General features: G+C 70.4%; 21 protein-coding genes. 8 read left to right on the forward strand and 13 right to left on the reverse strand.

Features of this window, described 5'->3' with window-relative positions:
* The coding region (locus tag SD626R_RS04325; RefSeq protein WP_141651421.1) for a zinc-dependent metalloprotease at window positions 1-729 on the forward strand (729 nt) is incomplete at its 5' end.
* Between the two features lie 49 nt (window positions 730-778).
* Here the strand turns inward: SD626R_RS04325 and SD626R_RS17140 are convergent.
* The 13 genes from SD626R_RS17140 to SD626R_RS04390 form a co-directional block, all read right to left on the reverse strand.
* On the reverse strand, window positions 779-2158 hold the full coding sequence (locus SD626R_RS17140; protein WP_092564003.1) for an ABC transporter ATP-binding protein: 1380 nt from the start codon (window positions 2156-2158) through the stop codon (window positions 779-781).
* On the reverse strand, window positions 2155-3192 hold the full coding sequence (locus SD626R_RS17145; protein ID WP_092564006.1) for an ABC transporter ATP-binding protein: 1038 nt from the start codon (window positions 3190-3192) through the stop codon (window positions 2155-2157). The genes SD626R_RS17140 and SD626R_RS17145 overlap by 4 nt, the downstream gene beginning before the upstream one ends.
* Window position 3193: 1 nt before the next feature.
* The gene (locus tag SD626R_RS04340; RefSeq protein WP_092564009.1) at window positions 3194-4189 is read right to left on the reverse strand and encodes an ABC transporter permease; all 996 of its coding nucleotides are present in this window, start codon (window positions 4187-4189) and stop codon (window positions 3194-3196) included.
* A complete protein-coding gene (locus SD626R_RS04345; RefSeq protein WP_092564012.1) occupies window positions 4186-5142 on the reverse strand; it encodes an ABC transporter permease in 957 nt (318 codons plus the stop codon). The genes SD626R_RS04340 and SD626R_RS04345 overlap by 4 nt, the downstream gene beginning before the upstream one ends.
* Entirely contained in the window at window positions 5142-6827 is a 1686-nt protein-coding gene (locus SD626R_RS04350; RefSeq protein ID WP_092564015.1) for an ABC transporter substrate-binding protein, read from the reverse strand. The genes SD626R_RS04345 and SD626R_RS04350 overlap by 1 nt, the downstream gene beginning before the upstream one ends.
* A gap of 194 nt (window positions 6828-7021) precedes the next feature.
* Window positions 7022-7516 (reverse strand): CBS domain-containing protein, encoded by a 495-nt coding sequence (locus SD626R_RS04355; protein WP_092564017.1) that lies wholly within the window; start codon window positions 7514-7516, stop codon window positions 7022-7024.
* A gap of 136 nt (window positions 7517-7652) precedes the next feature.
* Complete coding sequence (locus SD626R_RS04360; RefSeq protein ID WP_092564020.1) at window positions 7653-7928, reverse strand: DUF7553 family protein; 276 nt, start codon at window positions 7926-7928, stop codon at window positions 7653-7655.
* A gap of 131 nt (window positions 7929-8059) precedes the next feature.
* On the reverse strand, window positions 8060-8596 hold the full coding sequence (locus SD626R_RS04365) for a cob(I)yrinic acid a,c-diamide adenosyltransferase (protein WP_092564023.1): 537 nt from the start codon (window positions 8594-8596) through the stop codon (window positions 8060-8062).
* Window positions 8593-8832, reverse strand: coding sequence for a glutaredoxin family protein (locus SD626R_RS04370; protein WP_092564026.1), 240 nt, complete (start codon window positions 8830-8832; stop codon window positions 8593-8595). Before SD626R_RS04370 ends, SD626R_RS04365 begins: the two co-directional genes overlap by 4 nt.
* An 84-nt stretch (window positions 8833-8916) precedes the next feature.
* Window positions 8917-9315 carry an acyl-CoA thioesterase gene (locus SD626R_RS04375; protein WP_342766127.1) on the reverse strand — a complete coding sequence of 133 codons (399 nt, stop codon included), beginning with the start codon at window positions 9313-9315 and terminating at the stop codon, window positions 8917-8919.
* Between the two features lie 86 nt (window positions 9316-9401).
* Window positions 9402-10076, reverse strand: a complete 675-nt coding sequence (gene phoU, locus SD626R_RS04380) for a phosphate signaling complex protein PhoU (protein WP_092564029.1) — start codon at window positions 10074-10076, stop codon at window positions 9402-9404.
* 227 nt (window positions 10077-10303) lie between these two features.
* On the reverse strand, window positions 10304-10588 hold the full coding sequence (locus tag SD626R_RS04385) for a DUF5789 family protein (protein WP_092564033.1): 285 nt from the start codon (window positions 10586-10588) through the stop codon (window positions 10304-10306).
* Window positions 10589-10656: 68 nt separating this feature from the next.
* Window positions 10657-11607 carry a carbohydrate kinase family protein gene (locus SD626R_RS04390; protein ID WP_092564104.1) on the reverse strand — a complete coding sequence of 317 codons (951 nt, stop codon included), beginning with the start codon at window positions 11605-11607 and terminating at the stop codon, window positions 10657-10659.
* 101 nt (window positions 11608-11708) lie between these two features.
* Between SD626R_RS04390 and SD626R_RS04395 the strand changes: the two genes are divergently transcribed.
* From SD626R_RS04395 to SD626R_RS04425, 7 genes are all read left to right on the forward strand, one after another.
* Window positions 11709-12071 carry a hypothetical protein gene (locus tag SD626R_RS04395; RefSeq protein WP_241996676.1) on the forward strand — a complete coding sequence of 121 codons (363 nt, stop codon included), beginning with the start codon at window positions 11709-11711 and terminating at the stop codon, window positions 12069-12071.
* 64 nt (window positions 12072-12135) lie between these two features.
* Window positions 12136-12852, forward strand: a complete 717-nt coding sequence (locus tag SD626R_RS04400) for an SDR family NAD(P)-dependent oxidoreductase (protein ID WP_092564036.1) — start codon at window positions 12136-12138, stop codon at window positions 12850-12852.
* A gap of 138 nt (window positions 12853-12990) precedes the next feature.
* Entirely contained in the window at window positions 12991-13545 is a 555-nt protein-coding gene (locus SD626R_RS04405) for a ribbon-helix-helix protein, CopG family (RefSeq protein ID WP_176697268.1), read from the forward strand.
* Between the two features lie 140 nt (window positions 13546-13685).
* Window positions 13686-15041 (forward strand): ABC transporter substrate-binding protein, encoded by a 1356-nt coding sequence (locus tag SD626R_RS04410; RefSeq protein ID WP_241996677.1) that lies wholly within the window; start codon window positions 13686-13688, stop codon window positions 15039-15041.
* Window positions 15042-15195: 154 nt separating this feature from the next.
* A complete protein-coding gene (locus tag SD626R_RS04415) occupies window positions 15196-17247 on the forward strand; it encodes a hydantoinase/oxoprolinase family protein (protein WP_092564039.1) in 2052 nt (683 codons plus the stop codon).
* Window positions 17244-18983 carry a hydantoinase B/oxoprolinase family protein gene (locus SD626R_RS04420; RefSeq protein WP_092564042.1) on the forward strand — a complete coding sequence of 580 codons (1740 nt, stop codon included), beginning with the start codon at window positions 17244-17246 and terminating at the stop codon, window positions 18981-18983. The genes SD626R_RS04415 and SD626R_RS04420 overlap by 4 nt, the downstream gene beginning before the upstream one ends.
* A complete protein-coding gene (locus SD626R_RS04425; protein ID WP_176697269.1) occupies window positions 18980-20131 on the forward strand; it encodes an MFS transporter in 1152 nt (383 codons plus the stop codon). The genes SD626R_RS04420 and SD626R_RS04425 overlap by 4 nt, the downstream gene beginning before the upstream one ends.
* Window positions 20132-20138 lie beyond the last annotated feature (7 nt).

A 20138-nucleotide genomic window follows, 5' to 3' on the forward strand; every position in this document is an offset into this window, starting at 1 on the left:
GGCGGCGGTCCCGACGGCCTCGGCGCTCCCGCCGGCCTCGACGACCCCGCCGCGGCGTTCTCGCGGGACGTCTCGCGGATCGCCAACACCGGGACGATGGCGTTCGCCCTCGGCTTCCTCGCGCGGAACGTGCTCGGCCAGTACGATCCCCTGCTGCTCGCCGACGAGCCGTACGCAGAGCACGGGCTCTACTTCGTCCACCCGAACATCGTCGCCGTCGCGGCGTCGCTCGACGTCGACTACCCCCGGTTCCGGCGGTGGATCGCCTTCCACGAGGTGACGCACGCGGCCGAGTTCGGCGCGGCGCCGTGGCTCCCGGAGTACCTCGAATCGCGCGTCGAGCGCGGCGTGGAGGGGCTGACGGCCGGCGAACTGACGATCGGCGGGTTCGACTCGGCGGCGTTCGGCGAGCTGCAGGCCGCCATGACCGCGGTCGAGGGGTACGCGGAGGTGCTGATGGATCGCGCGTTCGACGACGAGTACGCCGACCTGCGGCGCAAGCTCGACGAGCGCCGCGGGGGCGGCGGCCCGGTTCGACAGCTCGCGCAGCGCCTGCTCGGGCTGGGGATGAAACGACGCCAGTACGAGCGGGGCGCCGCCTTCTTCCGCCACGTCGCCGACGCTCGGGGGATCGAGGCCGCGGGCGCGGTCTGGGAACGCTCCGAGAACCTCCCGACCGGGTCCGAGCTCGACGACCCCGAGGCGTGGCTGACGCGGGTCGACCCCTAAACGCGGGTCGACTCCGAAACGCGATCGGCTGCCTCCGAACCGGGGCGGTTCACCCGGACGAGCCCGTCCCCTCCATCGGTTTGGCGGAGGCGTCGTACTCCGGATCGACGCGGTGACAGGCCGCCCACCTGTCGTCGCCCGTGTCCACCCGCGCGGGCTCGTCGGCGGCGCACGGCGACGAGCACAGCTCCCCGAGGGTCCGGTCGGCCCCGGCCGCGTCGCCGTCCACGAGCAGGCGCGCGGCCTCCCGGACCCGCTCGGCGGCGTCGTCCGGCAGCGAGCGCGGCTCCCCCGGCAGCGTCGTCTCCACGATCCGTTCGGAGACCGCCTCGTCGCCCGCGGATCCCCCGTTCGCGTTCTCCATCTGCCGACGGACCGCGTCCACGTCGACGTCGCCGCCCTCGACGCGGGTTCGGAAGGTGAATGCGCGACGGAACGCCGCCTGGCTCCCGTCCCAGTCTTCGCCCGGGATCACGGCCGGGCACCGGGTGTGGAACCGGCAGCCGGACGGCGGGTCGATCGGCGACGGGACGGTTCCGCGAAGCACCACGCGGTCGGTCCGCGCCGACGGGTCGATCCGCGGGACCGCGGAGAGCAGGCTCCTCGTGTACGGGTGGTTCGGCTCCTCGAACAGCTCCCGGACCGGCGCGGTCTCGACGATCTTCCCCAGGTACATCACCGCGACCCGGCTCGCCACCTGCCGGATCACGGAGAGGTCGTGCGCGATCAGGACGAGCGACAGCCCCAGTTCGGACTGGAGGTCCTTCAGGAGGTTGAGTATCTGCGCCTGCACGGAGACGTCCAGCGCGCTCACGGGCTCGTCGGCGACGATGACGTCCGGCTCGACGGCAAGCGCCCGGGCGATGCCGACCCGCTGCTGTTGCCCCCCGGAGAACTGGCCGGGGTAGCGGTCGATGTACGACGGCTTGAGCCCGACGCGCTCGAGGAGCTCCTTCGCCCGGCGCGTCCGCTCTGCGTCGGAGTCGCCGATCCCGTGGACCTCCATCGGGGCGGTCACGATGTCGCCGACGGTCTGTCGGGGGTTGAGCGACGCCAGCGGATCCTGGAACACCATCTGGATCTCCGACCGGTACGGCCGCATCTCGCGGTCTGAGAGGCCGCCGATCTCCTCGCCCCGGAACCGCACCGTCCCCTCGGTCGGCTCGTGGAGGTTCAACAGCGTCCGGCCGAGCGTCGACTTCCCGCACCCCGACTCGCCGACGACGGCCAGCGTCTCTCCCGCTCGAAGCTCAAGGCTGACCCCGTCGACGGCCTTCACCGACTTGTCGGCGTTCAACAGCCGATCGAAGAACCCGTCGCTCTGGTCGAAGTGCTTCTTCAGTCCCTCCGTCTCCAGGATGACCTCGTTCGCGACCGCCGCCTCCTGCGAGGCGTCGGTCGCGGCGTCGGCGGCCGCCTCGCGGCTCATAACCGATCACCCGCCGGACCGCGACGGAGGCAGGCGGCCTCGTGGTCGTCGCCGACCGACCGGAACTCCGGGGGGCGCTCGAAGCACTCCCGCTCCGCCTCCGGACACCGCGGCGCGAAGTGGCACGCGTACTCGATGTCTATCAGGTCCGGGACGTTCCCCTCGATCGGCTCCAGCGTGGCGTCCGGATTCTCCAGCTGCGGCGTGCTCGCGATGAGCCCCTGCGTGTACGGGTGCTCCGGGTTGGAGAACAGCTCCCGCGTCTCCGCCCGCTCGACGATCTCCCCGGCGTACATGACGTTGACTCGGTCGCAGGTCTCGGCGACGACCGCGAGGTCGTGCGTGATCAGGAGGATCGCGGTGTCGAACTCGTCTTTCAGCTCTTCGAGCTCTTCGAGGATCTGCGCCTGGATCGTGACGTCTAACGCCGTCGTCGGCTCGTCCGCGATGACGAGGTCGGGCTCGCAGGCGAGCGCCATGGCGATCATCGCGCGTTGCCGCATCCCGCCGGAGAACTGGTGCGGGAAGTCGTCGGCCCGGGCCTCCGGCTCGGGGATCTGCACGGATTCGAGCATCTCGATCGCGCGCCGCCACGCCTCCCCGTTCTTCGCGGCCCCGACGATCTTGCGTTTCAGCTCCGCCGACAGCGTGACGGACTCCCCGGTGTCCTGGTGCAGCCGCACCGTCTCGGCGATCTGCTCGCCGACCGTCAGCGTCGGGTTGAGGCTGTTCATCGGGTCCTGGAATATCATCGACATCCGCCCGCCGCGGATCGACTGCCGCTCTTCGTCGGTCATCTCCAGCAGGGACCGCCCGTCGAAGCGGATGTCGCCGCCCGCGATCTCGCCCGGCTCCTCGACGATGCCGAGCACGCTCTCCGCGAGGACGCTCTTCCCCGACCCGGACTCCCCGACGAGTCCGACGATCTCGCCGGGTTCGATGGACAGGCTGACGCCGTCCACGGCGCGGACGACGCCGCGGTCCGTCGGGAACTGCGTCCGGAGGTCGTCGACCGAGAGGACCGGCGTCGACATCTCAGTTCACCTCGCTCTCCGAGATGTCGAACGCGTCCCTGAGCCCGTCGCCGAGCGTGTTGAACGCGAGCACGACGGTCATGATCGCCAGCCCCGGCATCACCGAGATCCACCACGCCTGCGAGATGAACTGCCGGCCGTCCGAGATCAGGAGCCCCCACGTGGGGGTCGTCGGCTTGACCCCGAGCCCGAGGAACGACAGGGCGGCCTCCCCGAGGATGGCCAGCGGGATCATCAGCGTCGCCTGCACGATGATCGGCGACACCGCGTTCGGCAGTATCTCCCTGAACATCACCCGGACGTCGCTCATCCCGACCGCCTGCGCGGCCGTGATGTACTCCTCTTGCCTGATGGAGAGCACCTCCCCGCGCACGATGCGGGCGAAGTCGTCGACGAACGCGATCCCGATGGCGATCACGACGTTGAGCCAGCCGAGTCCGCCCATCACGGCGATGATCCCGACGCCGAGGATGATCGTCGGAAACGCCCAGATGAAGTCGATCCCGCGCATGATCACCGAGTCGATCTTCCCGCCGTAGAAGCCGGCGAGCGTCCCGAGCGCAGTCCCGACGGTGAACGCGAACGCGACGGTCGCGAACGCCACCAAGAGGGATATCTGCGCCCCGTACATGATCCGCGTCAGGATGTCGTAGCCGAACGAGTCGGTCCCGAGGTAATGGGTCACGGTCTCCCGCTGTCCGTCGCCGTCGAAGTCGCCGGTCGACTCGCTCATCGGCTCCTGCATGAAGCCGAACTGCTGTTCGGGTCCGTGCGGGGCGACGTACGGCGCGAACGCCGCCGTCAGGATGAAGCCGACGACGACCAGCGCGCCGAGGAGCGCGAGCTTGTCCCGCTTCAGGACGCGGACGATCCGCTCGCGCGTCGTCGTGTACTCCTCGACCGTCTCCTCGGTGCGGTACTCTTCGGGGACCTCGCCCGGACCGAACTCGCCGGCGTGCCGCGCGAACTCCGGTGTACCCGCGTTCTTGTCGCTCATGCCTGTTCCCCTCCGTACCGGATCCGCGGATCGATCGCGGTGTACGCGATGTCGACGAGTAGGTTCATGAAGACGAAGATACCCGCGATGAGCAGGATCGTCATCTGCGTCACGGGGTAGTTGCGTTCGAGGATGGAGTTCACGAGTAGCCGACCCAGCCCCTGGATGCCGAAGACGATCTCAACGGTGACGCTCCCCCCGAGGATGAGCGCTAACTGGATCCCCGCGATCGTGACCACCGGGATCAGCGCGTTCTGGAGCGCGTGCTTGTACAGCCTGATTCGAGAGCTGACGCCCTTCGCGACCGCCGTGCGCATGTACTGCTCGTCGAGCGTCTCGATGAGCGAGGACCGCATCATCCGCGTGACGCCCGCCGCGTACGGCAGCCCGACCGCGACGCCCGGGAGAAAGATGCTGCGCAGCCACGGGACGACGCCCTCCGAGATCGGGGTGTAGCCGACCACGGGGAACCAGCCGAGCTGCACTCCGAAGACGATGGCCAGCAGGATCCCGACGAAGAACGCCGGCATCGAGATCCCGATGAACGCGCCGATCGTCGCGGCGTAGTCCTGTAGCTGGTTCCGCTTCGTCGCGCCGATGATGCCGGCGGGGATCGCGACGGCGAGGCCGAGCACCACGCCGAAGGCGGCGATCGAGAGCGTCCGCGGGGCCGCCGCCGCGATGAGCCCCCCCACGGACTCGCTCGACGTGATGCTCTGTCCGAAGTCGCCGACCAGCATCTCGGAGAACCACTCGACGTACTGGACGTACAGCGGCTGGTCGAGGCCGAGCTCGGCTCGGAGCCTCGCGACGGCTTCCGGGGTCGCCTCCTGGCCGAGCATCGCTCGGACCGGCCCGCCCGGCACCGACCGCAAGCCGACGAACACCGTCGTCGCCACGAGCCACATCACGAAGAACGCGTGGCCGGTGCGTTTCGCTATGTACCGCCACATCACTCGTTCAAGTACACGGTGTGGAAGTTCCGGAGTCCGGAGAGGTGGTTAAAGCCGCCCACTTCGCTGCGGACCCCGGCGATGTCGTCCTGGTGCACCAGGTACGCGTGCGGGGCGTCCGCGATGAGCGTGTCCTCGATCTCCCACAGCAGGTCACGACGCGCCTCCCGGTCGGTCTCGGCCCGCTGTTCGGCGAGCAGCTCGTGGACGTCCTCGTTCTCGTACCGGACCCAGTTCCAGACGCCGCCCTCGTCGGGCAGCCGGTAGAAGTTCCACAGCGACTGTTCCGGGTCCGGGTCGATGATGCTGCCGGCGACCGTGGTGTCGTAGTCGCCCTCCTCGTACCGCGTCCAGTACGTCGAGCTGGTGACCTGCTCGATGTCGACGTCGAACCCGGCCTCGTTGAGCTGCTGGCGCATCGCCTCCGCCTCCCGCGTGCCGCCCTCGTTGGCCAGGATCGAGAAGCTGGCACCGGTGGCGCCGGCCTCTTCGAGCAGCTCCTGTCCCTCCTCGGGGGCGTAGTCCTGGTCGCTCGGCTTGTCCTCGCGCCAGACCCATCCGGTCCCTCTGTTTATGACGCCCGTGTCGGCCAGCGCGTTACCGAAGTACGCGGTCTCGACGAAGCGCTCGTTGTCGATGACCTTCGCGATACCGCGGCGGGCCTGCCGGTCGCCGAACGGCTCCCGCTCCTCGTTCATCGCGAGGCCGTACCAGTTGATGCCCGGCGCCACGTCGGTGTTCGCCTCGGCGTCGTTCCCGAGCTGATCGAGGTTCTGTAAGGGGAGCAGGTTCGCGAACTGGATGTCCCCGCTCCGGAGGGCGTTCACGATGGAGGACGGCTCCGGGATCGGCTGGACGTCGATGCCGTCGAGGTAGGGGAGCTGGGTCCCGTTCTCGTCGGTCTCGAAGTAGTCGTCGTAGGCGTCGAGCGTGACGCTGTTGCCGACCTCGTGGCCCGTCACCTCGAACGGCCCGGTCCCGACCGGGGTGACGTTGTACTGGTCCGCCCCCATCTCCTCGATGGCCTCCTGGCTGACGATCGTCGCCGCGCGGCCCGGGCCGCGGGTGAGGTACACCAGCGAGGTCACGTTCGGCTGCTCCCACCGGATCGTCACCTCGTAGTCGCCGCCGACCTCGACGCCGCCGTCGTCGATCGGCTGGAGGCTCGACAGCTTCGAAGCCGCCGGGGCCTCCTCCTCGATGGTCCGCCGAATGGTGTACTCCACGTCGTCCGCGCTGAACTCGGCCCCGTTGTGGAACGTGACGTCGTCTCGGAGGGTGAACGTGAACGTCGCACCGCCGTCCGCGACCGACCAGTCCTCCGCGAGGTCGCCCTCGATCTGGAGGTCCGGGCCGAGCTTCGTCAGGCCGCTGAACACGTTCGCGGCCAGCTGGAAGTACTGACCGACGCTGATGTACGGCGGGTCGAGCGTGTCGATGCTCCCGGTGAACCAGCCGGCCTGCAGCCGGCCGCCCGTGGAGATCTCCTGGCTTCCGGACGACCCGTCGGAGCCGTCCTCCCCCTGGCCCCCGTCGCCGCCGTCTCCGCCGTCTCCACCGTCGCCGCCGCCGGCGCAGCCCGCGAGCCCGCCCAGCCCCGCGGCGCTGAGCAGCGACAGCGTGGTTCGCCGGTCGACTACCGGGCCCTCGACGGCGTTCTCGAATTCGTTGTCATCCGGTGACATGGGGAACGATACCGAGCGGATCCTGTTAACCCTGACGCCGGATATATCCGTATCTCACGGTCGTTAGCGCACGTCGGCGGCTCGCGTACGGCCGCGGCGTCACGGCCGCGCCGCTCCGCGTTCGCGGCTCCGCTCCTCGTCGCCCGGCAGGACCATCGTTCGGGGCGCCCGCGCCAGCTTCGCCCCGCCGGTCGCTACGCCAGTCGCTTGCCGCGGAACGCCCGTATGACGTCCTGACGGGCGATGATCCCGACGATCCGGCCGTCTCCGTCCACGACCGGGACCCGATTGATGTCGGGGTCGTCGCCGACGAGCAGGTCGAGCACCTCGTCGACGGGAGCGTCGGGGGTCACCGTCGCCACGTCGGTGCTCATCACGTCCGAGACCGGGCGGTCGGCGTTCCTGACCATGTCGACGCCCAGGTCGAGGTCGGCCCACGGCGGCTTCACCTGATACGTGAGCGTGTCGACGAACGGCGGGAGGCCGATCGGGATCCACAGCGTCTCGTCGTCGGGTTCGAAGAGGTCGACGAGGTCCGACTCGGTGACGACGCCGACCACGCGGTCGTCCCCGTCGACGACGGGGAACCCGCTGAATTCGTACCGGGCGAACTTCCTGAACACGTCGGCGACGTCGTCGTCGTCGTCGACCGTCTTCACGTCGGTCTCCATCAGGTCGCGGGCTTGCATACCGTCGCGGTCGCGGCCGGGCCCCCTAGGCGTTTCGACCGGCGGCGTTCGGGGCGGGAGCCGAGCGCGCCGCAGCCCCGGCCGACGGGCGCGTCGCTACCGAGACGGTGACCGCGGAACACCGCGAGAACTGAGCTTACTGCTCGGCGGCGTCGTGGCCGCGGTACTCCTTCACGCGCGCTCGGGCGGAGGCGACCGCCTCCCGGGCCTCGCCCTCCGCGCGCTCCTCTAACCCCTTCAGGTCGGCCTGGATCCGGTCCAGCCGCGACGGCTCCGGCTCCTCCTCCTCCTCGGCGCCGACGAGCTCCTTCACGCGGGCCTCGACGGGCTCCAGCTCCTCTTTCACGCCCGCCTTCGCGTGCTCCGCCGCGCGACCGAGGTAGTACCGTGCGTCCTCGAAGTGTTTACTCATATCTGTCCTTTGGGCGCCGACGGATATATTCTTTGTGGCCGCGCCGAGACGACAGGATTGTCCGCCGCCCCGGACGCGGCGCTGCCGCTCTCCGGCCGGCGTCGCGTGTAACGTGGGGGATCAAAAGACCGTCAGTACGTGGGCGACTCCTCGGGCTCGCCGTCGCGCGCGTTCGCGACGCGACCGAGCGTGAACAACAGGTCGGAGAGGCGGTTGAGGTAGGAGACGACCGTCTCGTTGATCGGCTCGGAACGCGCGAGCTCGACGACCCGGCGCTCGGCGCGGCGGGTCACGGTCCGGGCGTGGTGGAGGCGCGCCCCCGACTCGCCGCCGCCGGGCAGGACGAACGCCGTCAGCGGCTCCAGCTCCTCGTCGAGCGCGTCGATCCGGTCTTCGAGCGTCTCGACGAGGTCTGGCTCGACCTGCGGGTCGTCCGGGTCGGGGTCCGGGTTCGCGAGGTCCGCCTGCACCACGTGGAGGTGGTTCTGTATCGCCTCCAGCAGCTCGTCGAGGTCGTCGTGGCCCGTCGGGCGCACGGTGCCGATCAGCGCGTTCGCCTCGTCGACCGTCCCGTACGCCTCGATCCGCGGGCTGGACTTCGAGACGCGGCTCATGTCCCGGAGGTCGGTGTCGCCCTCGTCGCCGCGGCCGGTGTAGATCGTCGTCATGCGAGCGTCCGGTCGACGTACTCCAAGATGTTCGCGCTCTCGGCCATCGCCACGCCGCGCTCCTCGTCGATCAGGACGGGGACGCCGCGCTGGCCGCTGACCCGCTTCACCGCGTTCCGGTCGGAGTGGAGCGCGTCGACCCACTCGGTGTCGTACTCGATCCCGGCGTCGTCGAGCGCGTCGGACACCTTCTCGCACCACGGGCAGCCGTCGAGGGCGTAGAGTCGGATCGCCATACCGACCGATCGGCGCGCGGCGGCAAGAAGGTACGGCCTCGACGAGCCGCTCGCCGCGGAACCGGCCGATCGCGGACCGCGGGGCTACAGGTCGTGGTAAGCGGTCATTCCCTCGCGGAACGCGGGCGGGATCGGCGCCGGCTCGCCCGAGTCGGGGTCGAGGCTGACGAGCGTCGCCTCGGCCTCGGCCACCACCGCGTCGCCGGCCCGCAGCTCGTGGGTCATCGTCACGCTGGAGCGGCCGAGCTCGGCGACGTCGACGTCGACCGCGACGGTCCCGTCCGTCAGCTCGACCGGCCGGCGGAAGTCGAGCGAGAGCGACGCGAGCACCGTCGACACCCGCGAGAGGTCGGCGTCGAGGACGTCGCGGAAGTACTCGGTGCGGGCCTGTTCGAGGTACGTCGCGTAGACCGCGTTGTTGACGTGGCCCATCGCGTCGATGTCGCGGAACCGGACGTCGATCTCCGCCGTGTACGTGCTCATGAGGGGTCGTCCGCGAGGAGGGGTTTGTAGGCGTCGGGATCGGTCGGCGGACCACCGAGGACGGACCGAGCGAAACGGGGGCGCCGTCAGTACAGCAGCGCGTCGTCGTTCTCGATCATGTACAGCGACCGGGCAGCGATGTTGACGGCGTGGTCCCCGACGCGTTCGAGGTCCCGGATCGTGAGGAGGAGCCGCGAGACGTTCCGCATCGTCCCCTCCACGTCCGCCTCCTCGCGGAGCTCGTCGCGCTCGATGAGGTCGCGGACGACCAGGTCGCTCGCCGCCTCGCAGGCGGCGTCGATCTCGTCGTCGGCCTCGGCGACGGCGTGACACAGCTCGGGGTCCGACTCCGCGTACGCCTCCATCGCCTCGTCTAACATCGCCAGCGTGTCGTCGCCGATGCGCTGGACGTCGACGTCGGGGAAGACCTCGCGGTCGGCCCGCTTCGCGTACTCGCCGAGGTTCGTCGCCAGGTCCGCGATCCGTTCGAGGTCGGTGATGATCTTGAACGAGGCGGCGATGAACCGGAGGTCGCCCGCCACCGGCTGCTGCAGCGCGATGAGGTCGGTACAGCGGCCCTCCAGTTCGAGGTAGAGGTCGTTGATCTCGGCGTCGCCGGTGATGACCTCCTCGCCCAGTTCGCCGTCCTGCGTCTCCAGGGCGTCGAGCCCCATTCGGAGCCGCTCCGCGACGACCTCGCTCATGTAGAGCACGTCGTCCCGGAGCGACTCCAGCTTCGATTGGTACTGTTCGCGTGGCATCGTGTTGGCGTATCCGCCTCACCGGACGTACAAAAACACGTCGGCGACCGACCGATCGGTTTTCCGCTGCCCCGACGCCGAAAAATCCCGGAACGAACGGGGACCTCTCGGCGAGGGAGACCGCGGGAAACGCGACGAGAGAGACCGCGGGAAACGCGGCGGGGTAACGCGTCCGCCGTCAGATACTCGGTCTGCCCCGTGAGTGCCCAGCCCGTCGGTTGGGACGCTCAGAACGAGGTCTCGTCCGCCTCGGTGGCGGCGCTCCCGCGGTCGTCGTACCCCTTCCGTCCGACCGCGTCCTCCGGGAGCAGCGACGTGACGAACTCCTCCAGTTCGGCCTCGGACCGGAAGGCGTCGGGCTCGTCGTCGACCACGCCGAGTATCTCCGAGAGCGGCATCGCCTCCCCGTTCGCGAACTCGACGGTGGCCTCGTCGCACTCCTCGACGACGGTGTCGAAGGCGACGGGGTACTGATGGTCACAGACGTCGTTCAAGGCCGTTTCGACATCCATACTCAACTTTCGTGTGGGACTGTAAAAAGGCTGCTGCCAAACGCGATCGTCAGCGATCCGACCGCCGCTCAGTCGCCGTCGAGCAGCGAGGCCATCGTCTCCGCCGCGTCGGCCTCGAACGACCCGACGGTCGTCGCCGCGGCGGCGCCGGCCGCGTTGCCGATCTCGGCCAGTTCGCGCAGGTCGGCGACGCCGTCGCCGCGTGCGGCGAGAACGGCGGCGGCGAAGGCGTCCCCGGCGCCGGCGGTCGTCGCGACCGCGACGCTCGGGGGCGTCACCGCGACCCGCTCCGTTATCTCCCCGTCGCCGACGCGGAACCCGATCGTCGGCGACGCGCCGTCCGTGAGGAACGCGACCGCCGAGCCGTCCGCCGGGAGGCACGCCGCGAGGCCCTCGGGGCTCTCTTCGACGCCCGCGACGGCGAGGTCGTCGGTTCCCGCGAACACCAGATCGCAGTACGGGAGGACCTCGCGAAGCGCCGCCCGGTACGCCGCCGGCCCGCGCCACTGGTTCGCGCGTCCGTTCAGGTCGAACGAGACGCGGGCGTCGCCCTCGGCGGCCGCCCGCGCGAGCCGTCGAACGTCGGCCCCGTTGACCGCGGTCGGCAGCGTGACGCCCTCCAGGTGAACCCGCTCGTGGCCGTCGACGAGCGACGCCGGGTCGTCCGGCGGGGTGAAGCCGTAACAGCTCCCCTCGACCCAGGCGTCCCACCGGTCCCCGTCGGCCGCCGGCACGTACAGCGTGAGCGGCGACGCCGCGTCGACGGCGGCGACGCGGTCGGTCCCCACCGGCCCCGCGTCGAGCCGCCGCGCGGCCAGCTCCCCCACCCGGTCGGTCCCGACGTTCGTCACGAGCGTGACGCCCTCGTCGAGCGCGGCGAGCCACCGCGCGACGTTCGTCGCCGTCCCGCCCACGTGCCACTCGAAGCGACCGCCCGGCTCGGTCGGGCCCCCGCCGACCGGGTACAGGTCGATCGTCGTGTCGCCGACGACGAGCGTCCCGTCCGGGGGCTCGCTCATCGGTTCACCGCCGAGGCCCCGGCCGCCGCGCGTTCGATCCACGCCATCGTCATCCCCTTCGCCGCCAGAGGAATTAATTGAGGCGGTCCCGAGGTGAACACGTGACCGATCAGCAACCGTCTCGGTTCATCCTGGTGTCGACCGTCGTCTGCGTCGTCGCGTGCGCAGCGGTCGCGGTCATCCCGCCCCTGCTCGGCTCGTCCAGCGCGTTCACCGGCAGCGTCAGTTCGAGCGCGGTCCTCGGACTGGTGTTCGCGGCGCGGAACCTCCAGCTGCTGCGGGCCGCGGGGACGCCGAGCCTCCCGCCGGCCGTCCTGACGACGATCTTCGGCGGCTGGTTCATGCTCGCGCCCCTCCTGTACCCCGACGTCGGGTTCCTCCCGACCGCCGGCACCCAGCTCGGCGGGACGGTGATCGCGACGTTCGGTCTGTACGTGACGGTCGCGGGGGTCTCCGGGGAGTGAGCCTCGCGGGGTCGGCGCCGCCGTCGGACCGTGGGTCTATTGCGGACGCGACCCAACCGCCGGTATGGCAGACGGACCCTCGGGGGTCGAACTCAAGCCCGACCTGACGGACGACGTCGCGCTGGTCACGGGCGCGACCCGCGGCATCGGCGCCGAGATCGCCGCGAAGCTCACCGACCTCGGCGCGACCGTGTACGCCGGCGCGCGGGACCCGGACGACGTCACCGCGACCGACCAGCGCGCCGTCAGATTGGACGTGACCGACGACGACGAGATCGAGGCGGCGGTCGATCGGATCCGCCGAGAGGCGGGGTCGCTCGACGTCCTCGTGAACAACGCGGGCGTCTTCCCCCGGTCGGGACCGCTCCACGAGATGGACGCCGCCGACTTCGACCGGACGACGGCCGTCAACCTCCGCGGTCCGGTGATGGTGACCAAGCACGCCCTGCCGCTGTTGTTGGACCGAACCGGGAGCCGCGTCGTGACCCTCTCGTCCGGGCTCGGCCAGTTCACCGAGGGGCAGATGGGCGGCGACTACCCCGCCTACCGGCTCTCGAAGGTCGGCGTCGGGGGACTGACCGCGTACCTCGACGGCGAGTACGGCGACCGGGGGCTCGTCGCGAACGCGGTCTCACCGGGGTGGGTCAACACGGACATGGGTGGGGAACGGGCACCGCGGTCGCCGTCGACGGGCTCCGAGACGCCAGTCTGGCTCTCGCGGTTCGCCCCGGGGAGTCCGGCCGGCCACCTCTGGAAGGACAGGGAGCGGATCCCGTGGTAGCTGGGGGGCGGGCGCCGACCCAGAAGGTAGGCGAGGGGCGGTCCCGAAGGTAGCCGGCGCCGGTCCCGAATTATTCAGCCGTGGCGGACGGCTGTGAGAACCGTTGGCTATTCACGTCCCGGACGCCCGCAGTGGCCTATGGCGATCGACCGCGTGACGGTCTCACTCGACGAGGACGCGAAGGGGGCGCTCGACGATCTCACGGAACGGACCGGACACGGACAGAGCGAGCTGTTCCGGCGCGCGCTGACGTTCTACGCGGCGAACTACCAGGCGGCGACCACCGACGCGGGGACGAAGCTCGGCGACTACCACAAGATGCTCTCGGGCGGCGAGCACGTCCTGCTCGACGTGGACTTCCTCCACTGCTTCCTCGATTACGTCTCCGACAGCGACGACGAGCCGGACCCCGACTTCCTGGCGAAAGCGGACCAAGTCTCCGAGTATCACGCCCACGAGTACGACGGCGAGTTCGAGTCGCTCGACGAGCTGCTCGAATGGCTCTCGCTGTGCGGGTTCCTGAGCGTGCGCCGGAGCGACGACGATCGGTATCACGTCGTGTTCCCCTCAGATCAGATCCGGTGGTTCATGACCCGGTTCATCGAGCGGAGCGCGGCGAACCTCCCCTTCGACCTCGCCATCGAGGAGGGGCTGACGAAGGTCCTCATCACGGAGACGGAGCCGGACGACTGAGCGAGCCCCCCGGTCGGCGCGACGATATTCGATCGTATGCGACGTTCACACCGGTTCACACGAGGGCATCGAGACGTGCATTGCGTGTGAATTCCTCGCAACCACATATTTATATCGAGATACATATGACACGTGTAGTCATGTCGAATGATACCACGTTCGCGGAACGGATCAAGCGGCGTCGCTTCCTCCGCCTGAGCGGCGCCGCGGGCGCGGCCGCCCTGGCGGGGTGTAGCAGTCAGGAGGAGCTCCAGGGCGACGGCGGGTCGTCCGACGGCTCCGACTCGTCCGACGGCTCGGATTCGGGTGACGGCTCTGACTCCGAAGACGGCGACGACGGCGAGTCGTCCGGCGGCGACCCGATCGGCGTCGGCGTCGTGATCCCGTTCAGCGGCGACCTCAGCGACTTCGGGCAGCCGATGCTGAACGGGCTGCGAATGGCCCAGGAGGACATCAACGCGGCCGGCGGGCCGCTCGGTCGGGAGATCGAGCTGTTCGACGAGGACTCGGAGACGAACTCGACCGCCGGCGTCAACGCGGCGAACTCCCTCGTGAACACGCAGAACGTATCGGGGTTGATCGGGGCGGTGTCGAGCGGCGTGACGATCAGCATCGCGCAGTCGGTGACGATCCCGAACGAGATCCTGCACATCACGTCGGCGTCGTCGTCGCCGACGATCAGCACGCTGGACGACGACGACCTCGTGTTCCGGACCCGGACGAACGACCGGTTCATCGCGCAGGTCATGGCGCAGATCATCGAGGACGACGGCGCGGACTCCGCGGCCGTCCTCTACATCAACAACGACTTCGGGGCGGCGCTCGCGGACACGTTCGAGGAGACGTTCGGCGGGACGACGACGGCCACGGTCGGGTACGAGTCCGGACAGTCCTCATACCAGCAGGCGCTGTCCGAGCTGTACGCCGACGATCCGGAGTTCATCGCGTACGCCGGCTACCCGGAGAGCGGCACCACGATCCTGAACCAGTGGAACGAGGAGGGGTACGGCGGCAACTGGGTGCTCCACACCAGCCTCCTCTCGCAGGACTTCCTCAACAACGTCGGCGCGGAGATCCTCAACGGGATGTACGGCGTGCGGACGCTCCCCCCGACCGGTGACGCGACGAGCAGCTTCGAGGAGGAGTACGCCGACGCGTACCCCGACGCAGACCTGTTCTCGCCGTACTCGTGGAACTCCTACGACGCGCTCGTCTCGTACGCCCTCGCGGTCCACCACGCCGAGACGACCGATCCGAACGCGGTCAAGGAGAGCATGCGGCCGGTCTCGAACCCCGACGGCGAGGCCGTGAGCTACGCCGAGGTCGGCGACGGGTTCGACCTGATCGACGACGGCGCGGCGATCGACTACTCGGGGCCGAGCGGCCAGGTGAACTACGACGACAACGGCGACGTCGCCAGCGACATGGTCATCGTGCAGGTCGAGGACGGCGAGTTCGTCGACAGGGAGACGGTCCCGGCCGGTGACCTGATCTAACGATCTCGCGTCCCGTGGCCCCGCTACGGGACGCCCGCGCACTCTCATACCCACACATGACTCGCAGCCACACTCGGATGACTCGCAGCCACACCGGAACGACTCACAGCCACACACGGCGCGCGCATCGGCTCCTCCCGCGGCGGGGGGATCAATGAGTAGCGACGGCGCCCGCGTCGGCGTCGACATCGGCGGCACGTTCACCGACCTCGTCACGGTCACGGACGGGACGCTCGACGTCACGAAGACGTCCTCGACGCCCGACGCGCCCGAGGTCGGCGTGACGGAGGGACTCGAACGGACGCGGGAGGCGACCGGGATCCGATTCGACGACGTCGGGTTCTTCGCGCACGGGACGACGGTCGCGACGAACGCGGTGCTGGAGGGCGACTGGGCGGAGACCGCGCTGGTCACGACCGAGGGGTTCCGCGACGCGCTCGAAATCGGGCGGCAGGCGCGCCCCGACATCTACGACTTCCAGACGGAGAAGCCCCCGACCGTCGTGCCGCGACACCGCCGGTACGAGGTCCCGGAGCGGGTGGACGAGCGGGGCGACGTCTCGACGCCGCTCGACGAGGCCGCCGTCCGCGACGTGGCGGCGCGACTCGCGGCGGCGGACGTGTCGAGCGTCGCGGTCAGCCTCCTCTTCTCGTACGAGAACGACGCGCACGAGCGGCGCGTTCGGGAGATACTGGAGTCCGAGGGCGTCGAGGCGTCGGTCTCGCTGTCGAGCGACGTGTTACCCGAGATCCGCGAGTACGAGCGCACGCTGACGACGACGCTCAACGCGGCGCTGAAACCGGTGATGGACCGGTACCTCGGGAACCTGGAGAGCGAGATCGCCGACCTCGGCATTCGCTCCGACCTCGAGATCATGCAGTCGAACGGCGGGATCATCACCGCGGACGTGGCGCGGACCCGCCCGGTGAACACGCTGCTCTCGGGCCCGGCGGCCGGCGTGCAGGGCGCGAGCTACGTCGCCGGACTGGCCGGCGTCGAGGACCTCATCACGATGGACATGGGCGGCACGTCGTGCGACGTCTCGCTCGTCGAGGGCGGCGACCCCATGGTCGCCACCGACGTCGAGGTCGGGGAGTACCCCGTGAACGTGCCGATGATCGACGTCCACACCGTCGGCGCCGGCGGCGGGTCGATCGCGTGGATCGACGACGGCGACGCGCTCCGCGTCGGGCCGCGGTCCGCGGGGGCCGAGCCGGGGCCGATCTGCTACGGTCGCGGCGGGACGCGTCCGACGATCACCGACGCGCAGCTCCTGTTGGGACGGTTGAACCCCGACGCGTTCCTCTCGGACGAGCTGTCGGTCGACGTGGATCGCGTCGAAGCGATCTTCGAGCGGGAGCTCGCCGACCCGCTCGGGAAGTCCGTCGAGGCCGCGGCCCAGGGCGTGCTCGACGTCGCGAACGCGAGCATGGAGCGGGCCCTGCGCGTGGTGTCGGTCGAGCGCGGCCACGACCCGCGCGACTTCGGGCTCGTCGCCTTCGGCGGCGCCGGGCCGCTCCACGCGACGGCGCTCGCCGCCGAGCTCGACGTGCCGCGGGTGCTCGTCCCGCGGACCGCCGGGGTGCTCTCGGCGCTCGGACTGCTGATCAGCGACGTCCTCTACGACTACAGCACCTCCCGCGTCCGGAGCTGGGAGGCCGTCGACCCGACCGACCTCCGGGTGACCTTCGACGAGTTCGTCGCCCGCGGCCGCGAGCAGCTGGCGGACGAGAACCTGTCGGCGTCGCAGACGCGGTTCGAGCGGTCGGTCGACCTGCGGTACGCCGGGCAGTCCTTCGAGCTGTCCGTCCCGGTCCCGGAGGGGCCGATCGACTCGCAGACGAAGGCGACGATCCGCGACCGGTTCCACGCCAGGCACCGGCAGCGGTACGGCCACGCCTACGAGGACGAACCCGTCGAGCTGGTCACGCTCCGCACTCGGGCCCGCGGCGTCGTCGAGACGCCCGATCTCCGACAGGACGCGGTCATCGGGGAGGTCGCCGACGCGGTCGCCGAGGAGCGTCCGGTGCACTTCGACGGCGACGTGCGCGACACGCGCGTCTACCGGCGGGAGCGGCTTCCCACCGGCGCCGCGTTCACCGGGCCGGCGGTCGTCGAGGGCGCGGAGAGCACAGTCGTCGTCCGCCCGGACCAGACGGTCGAGGTGGACGAGTACGGCACTCTCGTCGTGGAGGTCGGGCAATGAGCGACGACCCCGTCGTCGACCCCGTGACCCTCGAAGTGACGCGGAACGCGGCCGCGGCCGTCTGCGAGGAGATGAACGCGAACCTGATCCGCACGGGGTACTCGCCGAACATCAAGGAGCGCCGCGACTGCTCGTGCGCCCTGTTCGACGCGGACGCCGAGATGATCGCGCAGGCGGAGAACATGCCCGTCCACCTCGGCTCCATGCCGTTCTCCGTCCGGGCCGCCGTCGACCGGTTCCCGCGGGAGTCGCTGGCGCCCGGCGACGCGATACTGCTCAACGACCCGTTCTACGGCGGGGCGCACCTCCCGGACCTCACGCTCGTCACGCCGGTATACCACGACGGCGAGCTGGTCGCGTTCACCGCGAACCGCGCGCACCACGCGGACGTCGGCGGGTCACACGCCGGGAGCGTCTCGGCGGACTCGACCGAGATCTACCAGGAGGGGCTCCGGATCCCGCCGGTGAAGCTCTTCGAGGCGGGCGAGCCGAACGAGGCCGTCTTCGACATGATCCTCTCGAACGTCCGGACGCCGGACGAGCGCCGGGGCGACCTCCGCGCGCAGGAGGCCGCGAACGAGACCGGCCGGCGGCGGTTCGCTGAACTCGCCGAGCGGTACGGGACCGCCGAGCTGACGGCCGCGCTCGAAGAGATCAAGAACTACTCCGAACGCCGGATGCGGTCGGAGATCGAGTCGCTGCCCGACGGGGAGTACTCGTTCGCGGACGTGCTCGACGACGACGGCGCCGGGACCGTCGACCTTCCCGTCGAGGTCGCGCTGACGATCGACGGCGACGAAATCCGCGTCGACTTCGCCGGCACCGCGGACCAGACCGCCGGTCCGGTCAACGCGGTGTTCGCCGTGACCGCGTCGGCGACGTACTACGCCGTTCGGTGCGTGACCGACCCGGAGATCCCGCCGAACCACGGCTGTTACCGCCCGGTCACGATCGACGCCCCAGAGGGGAGCCTCGTGAATCCGGATCCGCCCGCCGCCGTCGTCGGCGGGAACCTCGAGACCTCGCAGCGCGTGACGGACGTCGTGCTCGGCGCGTTCGCCGAGGTCGTCCCCGAGCGCGTCGTCGCGGGCTCGCAGGGCACGATGAACAACGTCACGTTCGGCGGGCGGGACCCGCGGTCGGACGAGCCGTACGCGTTCTACGAGACCCAGGGCGGCGGGTTCGGCGGGCGCGCCGGGAAGGACGGGCTCGACGGCGTGCACGTCCACATGTCGAACACGATGAACACGCCCGCGGAGGTGCTCGAAACCGCGTATCCGCTGCGCGTCGCGCGCTACGAGCTCCGCGCCGACTCGGGCGGCGCGGGGGAGTTCCGCGGCGGGCTCGGGCTGCGTCGCGACATCACCGTCAGGGACCACACGGCGACGTTCAGCCTCCTCGCCGACCGGCAGACCCACCGGCCGTACGGACTGTTCGGCGGCGGCGACGGCGAGTCCGGGAGCGCGGTCCGCATCGACCCCGACGGCGACGCCGAGCGCCTCCCCCAGAAGTCCACGCACGCGCTGCCGCCGGGGACGACGGTGAGTATCCGGACGCCCGGGGCCGGCGGCTACGGCGACCCCTCCGCCCGGTCGACGGCGGCGATCGAGCGCGACCTGCGCGCGGGGAAGCTCTCGGTCGAACGGGCCAGGGAGGCGTACGGCGACGCCGCCATCGACGAGATCGGCGAACCGAACACTGACCCCGAGAACGGCGGTGAGCGACCGGATGAATGACCCGGACCGAACCGCCGCTCGGCCTGCGCGTCGCGCCCCACCTCGCCGTCGTGAGCATGGGGTACGTGATGTTCGGGTACGCCGGCGTCCCGGAGTTCTACCTGCGTCGGTACGACATCGGCTACGCCTCGTTCGGCCTCATGCTCTCGGCGACGCTGCTCGCGTTCGTCCTGGTGCAGTGGCCGGCCAGCAGGCTCGTGGAGCGGACCACGACGACACGCCTGCTGACCGGCGCGACGGTCGCCCAGGCGGCGCTCGCCTCGACCGTGGACCTCGCCCCGACGTTCCCGGCGGCGCTCGGCCTCCGGTTCGTCTGGGGGCTCGCGGCCGGGCTGGTCCTCAGCGTCGGCGCCACGCACGTCGCCCGCCTCTACGAGGGCGACGCCGCGAGCCGGCAACAGGGCGTCTACGGCGGCATGCTGACGCTCGGCGGGGCGTTCGGCTTCCTGATCGCGCCCCGACTCGCGGCGGCGACGAACGGGATCGGCGTCCACGCGGTCGGCGCGCTCATCGCGGTTCCCGCGGTCGGCGCGCTCTACCGCAACCGGGGCGACCGACTGACGGCCCCGTCGGGAACGGCCGCCGACGCCGCCCGCGCGTCGGTACTGACGGACCGGGTCGTGCTCCTCGCCTCGCTCTGTTACGTCGCCGCCATCGGGTCGTACCTGACCCTGTCGGCGTTCGTCACCTCGTACTTCGAGGACGTCGGGATCGGCGGGCCGCTGAACGCGCTCGTGCTCGGCGTCGCGACCCTCGGTCGGGCGGCCGGCGGGAGCGCCGTCGTCGGCCTCGCCGTCACCGATCCGCGGATCATCGCGGGCGCGTCGGCGGTCGCCGCGCTCGGGTTCGGGGCGCTCGCCGCGGCCCCGTCGGGTCCGCTCCGCGTCGGGCTGCCGGTGCTGGTCATGTTGGCGGTGTCGCTGCCGTTCGGCGCGATATACAACGTCGCCGCCGACGCGACCGCCGCGGAGGGCAGCGCGCTGGCGACGGTCATCGCGATCGGCAACCTCGTCGCGCTCGCGTTGCCCGCCGTCACGGGCTCGATCCGGGACGCCACGGGGGGGTACGAGGGCGCGTTCGCGCTGCTCGTCGGACTGAACGCGCTCGCGATCGGGTCGGCGGTCCTCATCGCACGGACGCGCCGATGACCCGACG

Source organism: Halorubrum sp. SD626R, assembly GCF_001261915.1.
Classification (GTDB): domain Archaea; phylum Halobacteriota; class Halobacteria; order Halobacteriales; family Haloferacaceae; genus Halorubrum.

Excerpts from the sequence above, each read along its gene's own strand:
- SD626R_RS04405 (WP_176697268.1), top strand. The coding sequence starts at position 12,991 with ATGGCGATCGACCGCGTGACGGTCTCACTCGACGAGGACGCGAAGGGG.
- SD626R_RS17140 (WP_092564003.1), bottom strand. The coding sequence starts at position 2,158 with ATGAGCCGCGAGGCGGCCGCCGACGCCGCGACCGACGCCTCGCAGGAG.
- SD626R_RS04425 (WP_176697269.1), top strand. The coding sequence starts at position 18,980 with ATGACCCGGACCGAACCGCCGCTCGGCCTGCGCGTCGCGCCCCACCTC.
- SD626R_RS04415 (WP_092564039.1), top strand. The coding sequence starts at position 15,196 with ATGAGTAGCGACGGCGCCCGCGTCGGCGTCGACATCGGCGGCACGTTC.
- SD626R_RS04365 (WP_092564023.1), bottom strand. The coding sequence starts at position 8,596 with ATGACGACGATCTACACCGGCCGCGGCGACGAGGGCGACACCGACCTC.
- SD626R_RS04390 (WP_092564104.1), bottom strand. The coding sequence starts at position 11,607 with ATGAGCGAGCCCCCGGACGGGACGCTCGTCGTCGGCGACACGACGATC.
- SD626R_RS04420 (WP_092564042.1), top strand. The coding sequence starts at position 17,244 with ATGAGCGACGACCCCGTCGTCGACCCCGTGACCCTCGAAGTGACGCGG.
- SD626R_RS04410 (WP_241996677.1), top strand. The coding sequence starts at position 13,686 with ATGTCGAATGATACCACGTTCGCGGAACGGATCAAGCGGCGTCGCTTC.
- SD626R_RS04385 (WP_092564033.1), bottom strand. The coding sequence starts at position 10,588 with ATGGATGTCGAAACGGCCTTGAACGACGTCTGTGACCATCAGTACCCC.
- phoU (WP_092564029.1), bottom strand. The coding sequence starts at position 10,076 with ATGCCACGCGAACAGTACCAATCGAAGCTGGAGTCGCTCCGGGACGAC.
- SD626R_RS04400 (WP_092564036.1), top strand. The coding sequence starts at position 12,136 with ATGGCAGACGGACCCTCGGGGGTCGAACTCAAGCCCGACCTGACGGAC.
- SD626R_RS04370 (WP_092564026.1), bottom strand. The coding sequence starts at position 8,832 with ATGGCGATCCGACTCTACGCCCTCGACGGCTGCCCGTGGTGCGAGAAG.
- SD626R_RS17145 (WP_092564006.1), bottom strand. The coding sequence starts at position 3,192 with ATGTCGACGCCGGTCCTCTCGGTCGACGACCTCCGGACGCAGTTCCCG.
- SD626R_RS04355 (WP_092564017.1), bottom strand. The coding sequence starts at position 7,516 with ATGCAAGCCCGCGACCTGATGGAGACCGACGTGAAGACGGTCGACGAC.
- SD626R_RS04375 (WP_342766127.1), bottom strand. The coding sequence starts at position 9,315 with ATGAGCACGTACACGGCGGAGATCGACGTCCGGTTCCGCGACATCGAC.
- SD626R_RS04345 (WP_092564012.1), bottom strand. The coding sequence starts at position 5,142 with ATGTGGCGGTACATAGCGAAACGCACCGGCCACGCGTTCTTCGTGATG.
- SD626R_RS04350 (WP_092564015.1), bottom strand. The coding sequence starts at position 6,827 with ATGTCACCGGATGACAACGAATTCGAGAACGCCGTCGAGGGCCCGGTA.
- SD626R_RS04340 (WP_092564009.1), bottom strand. The coding sequence starts at position 4,189 with ATGAGCGACAAGAACGCGGGTACACCGGAGTTCGCGCGGCACGCCGGC.
- SD626R_RS04360 (WP_092564020.1), bottom strand. The coding sequence starts at position 7,928 with ATGAGTAAACACTTCGAGGACGCACGGTACTACCTCGGTCGCGCGGCG.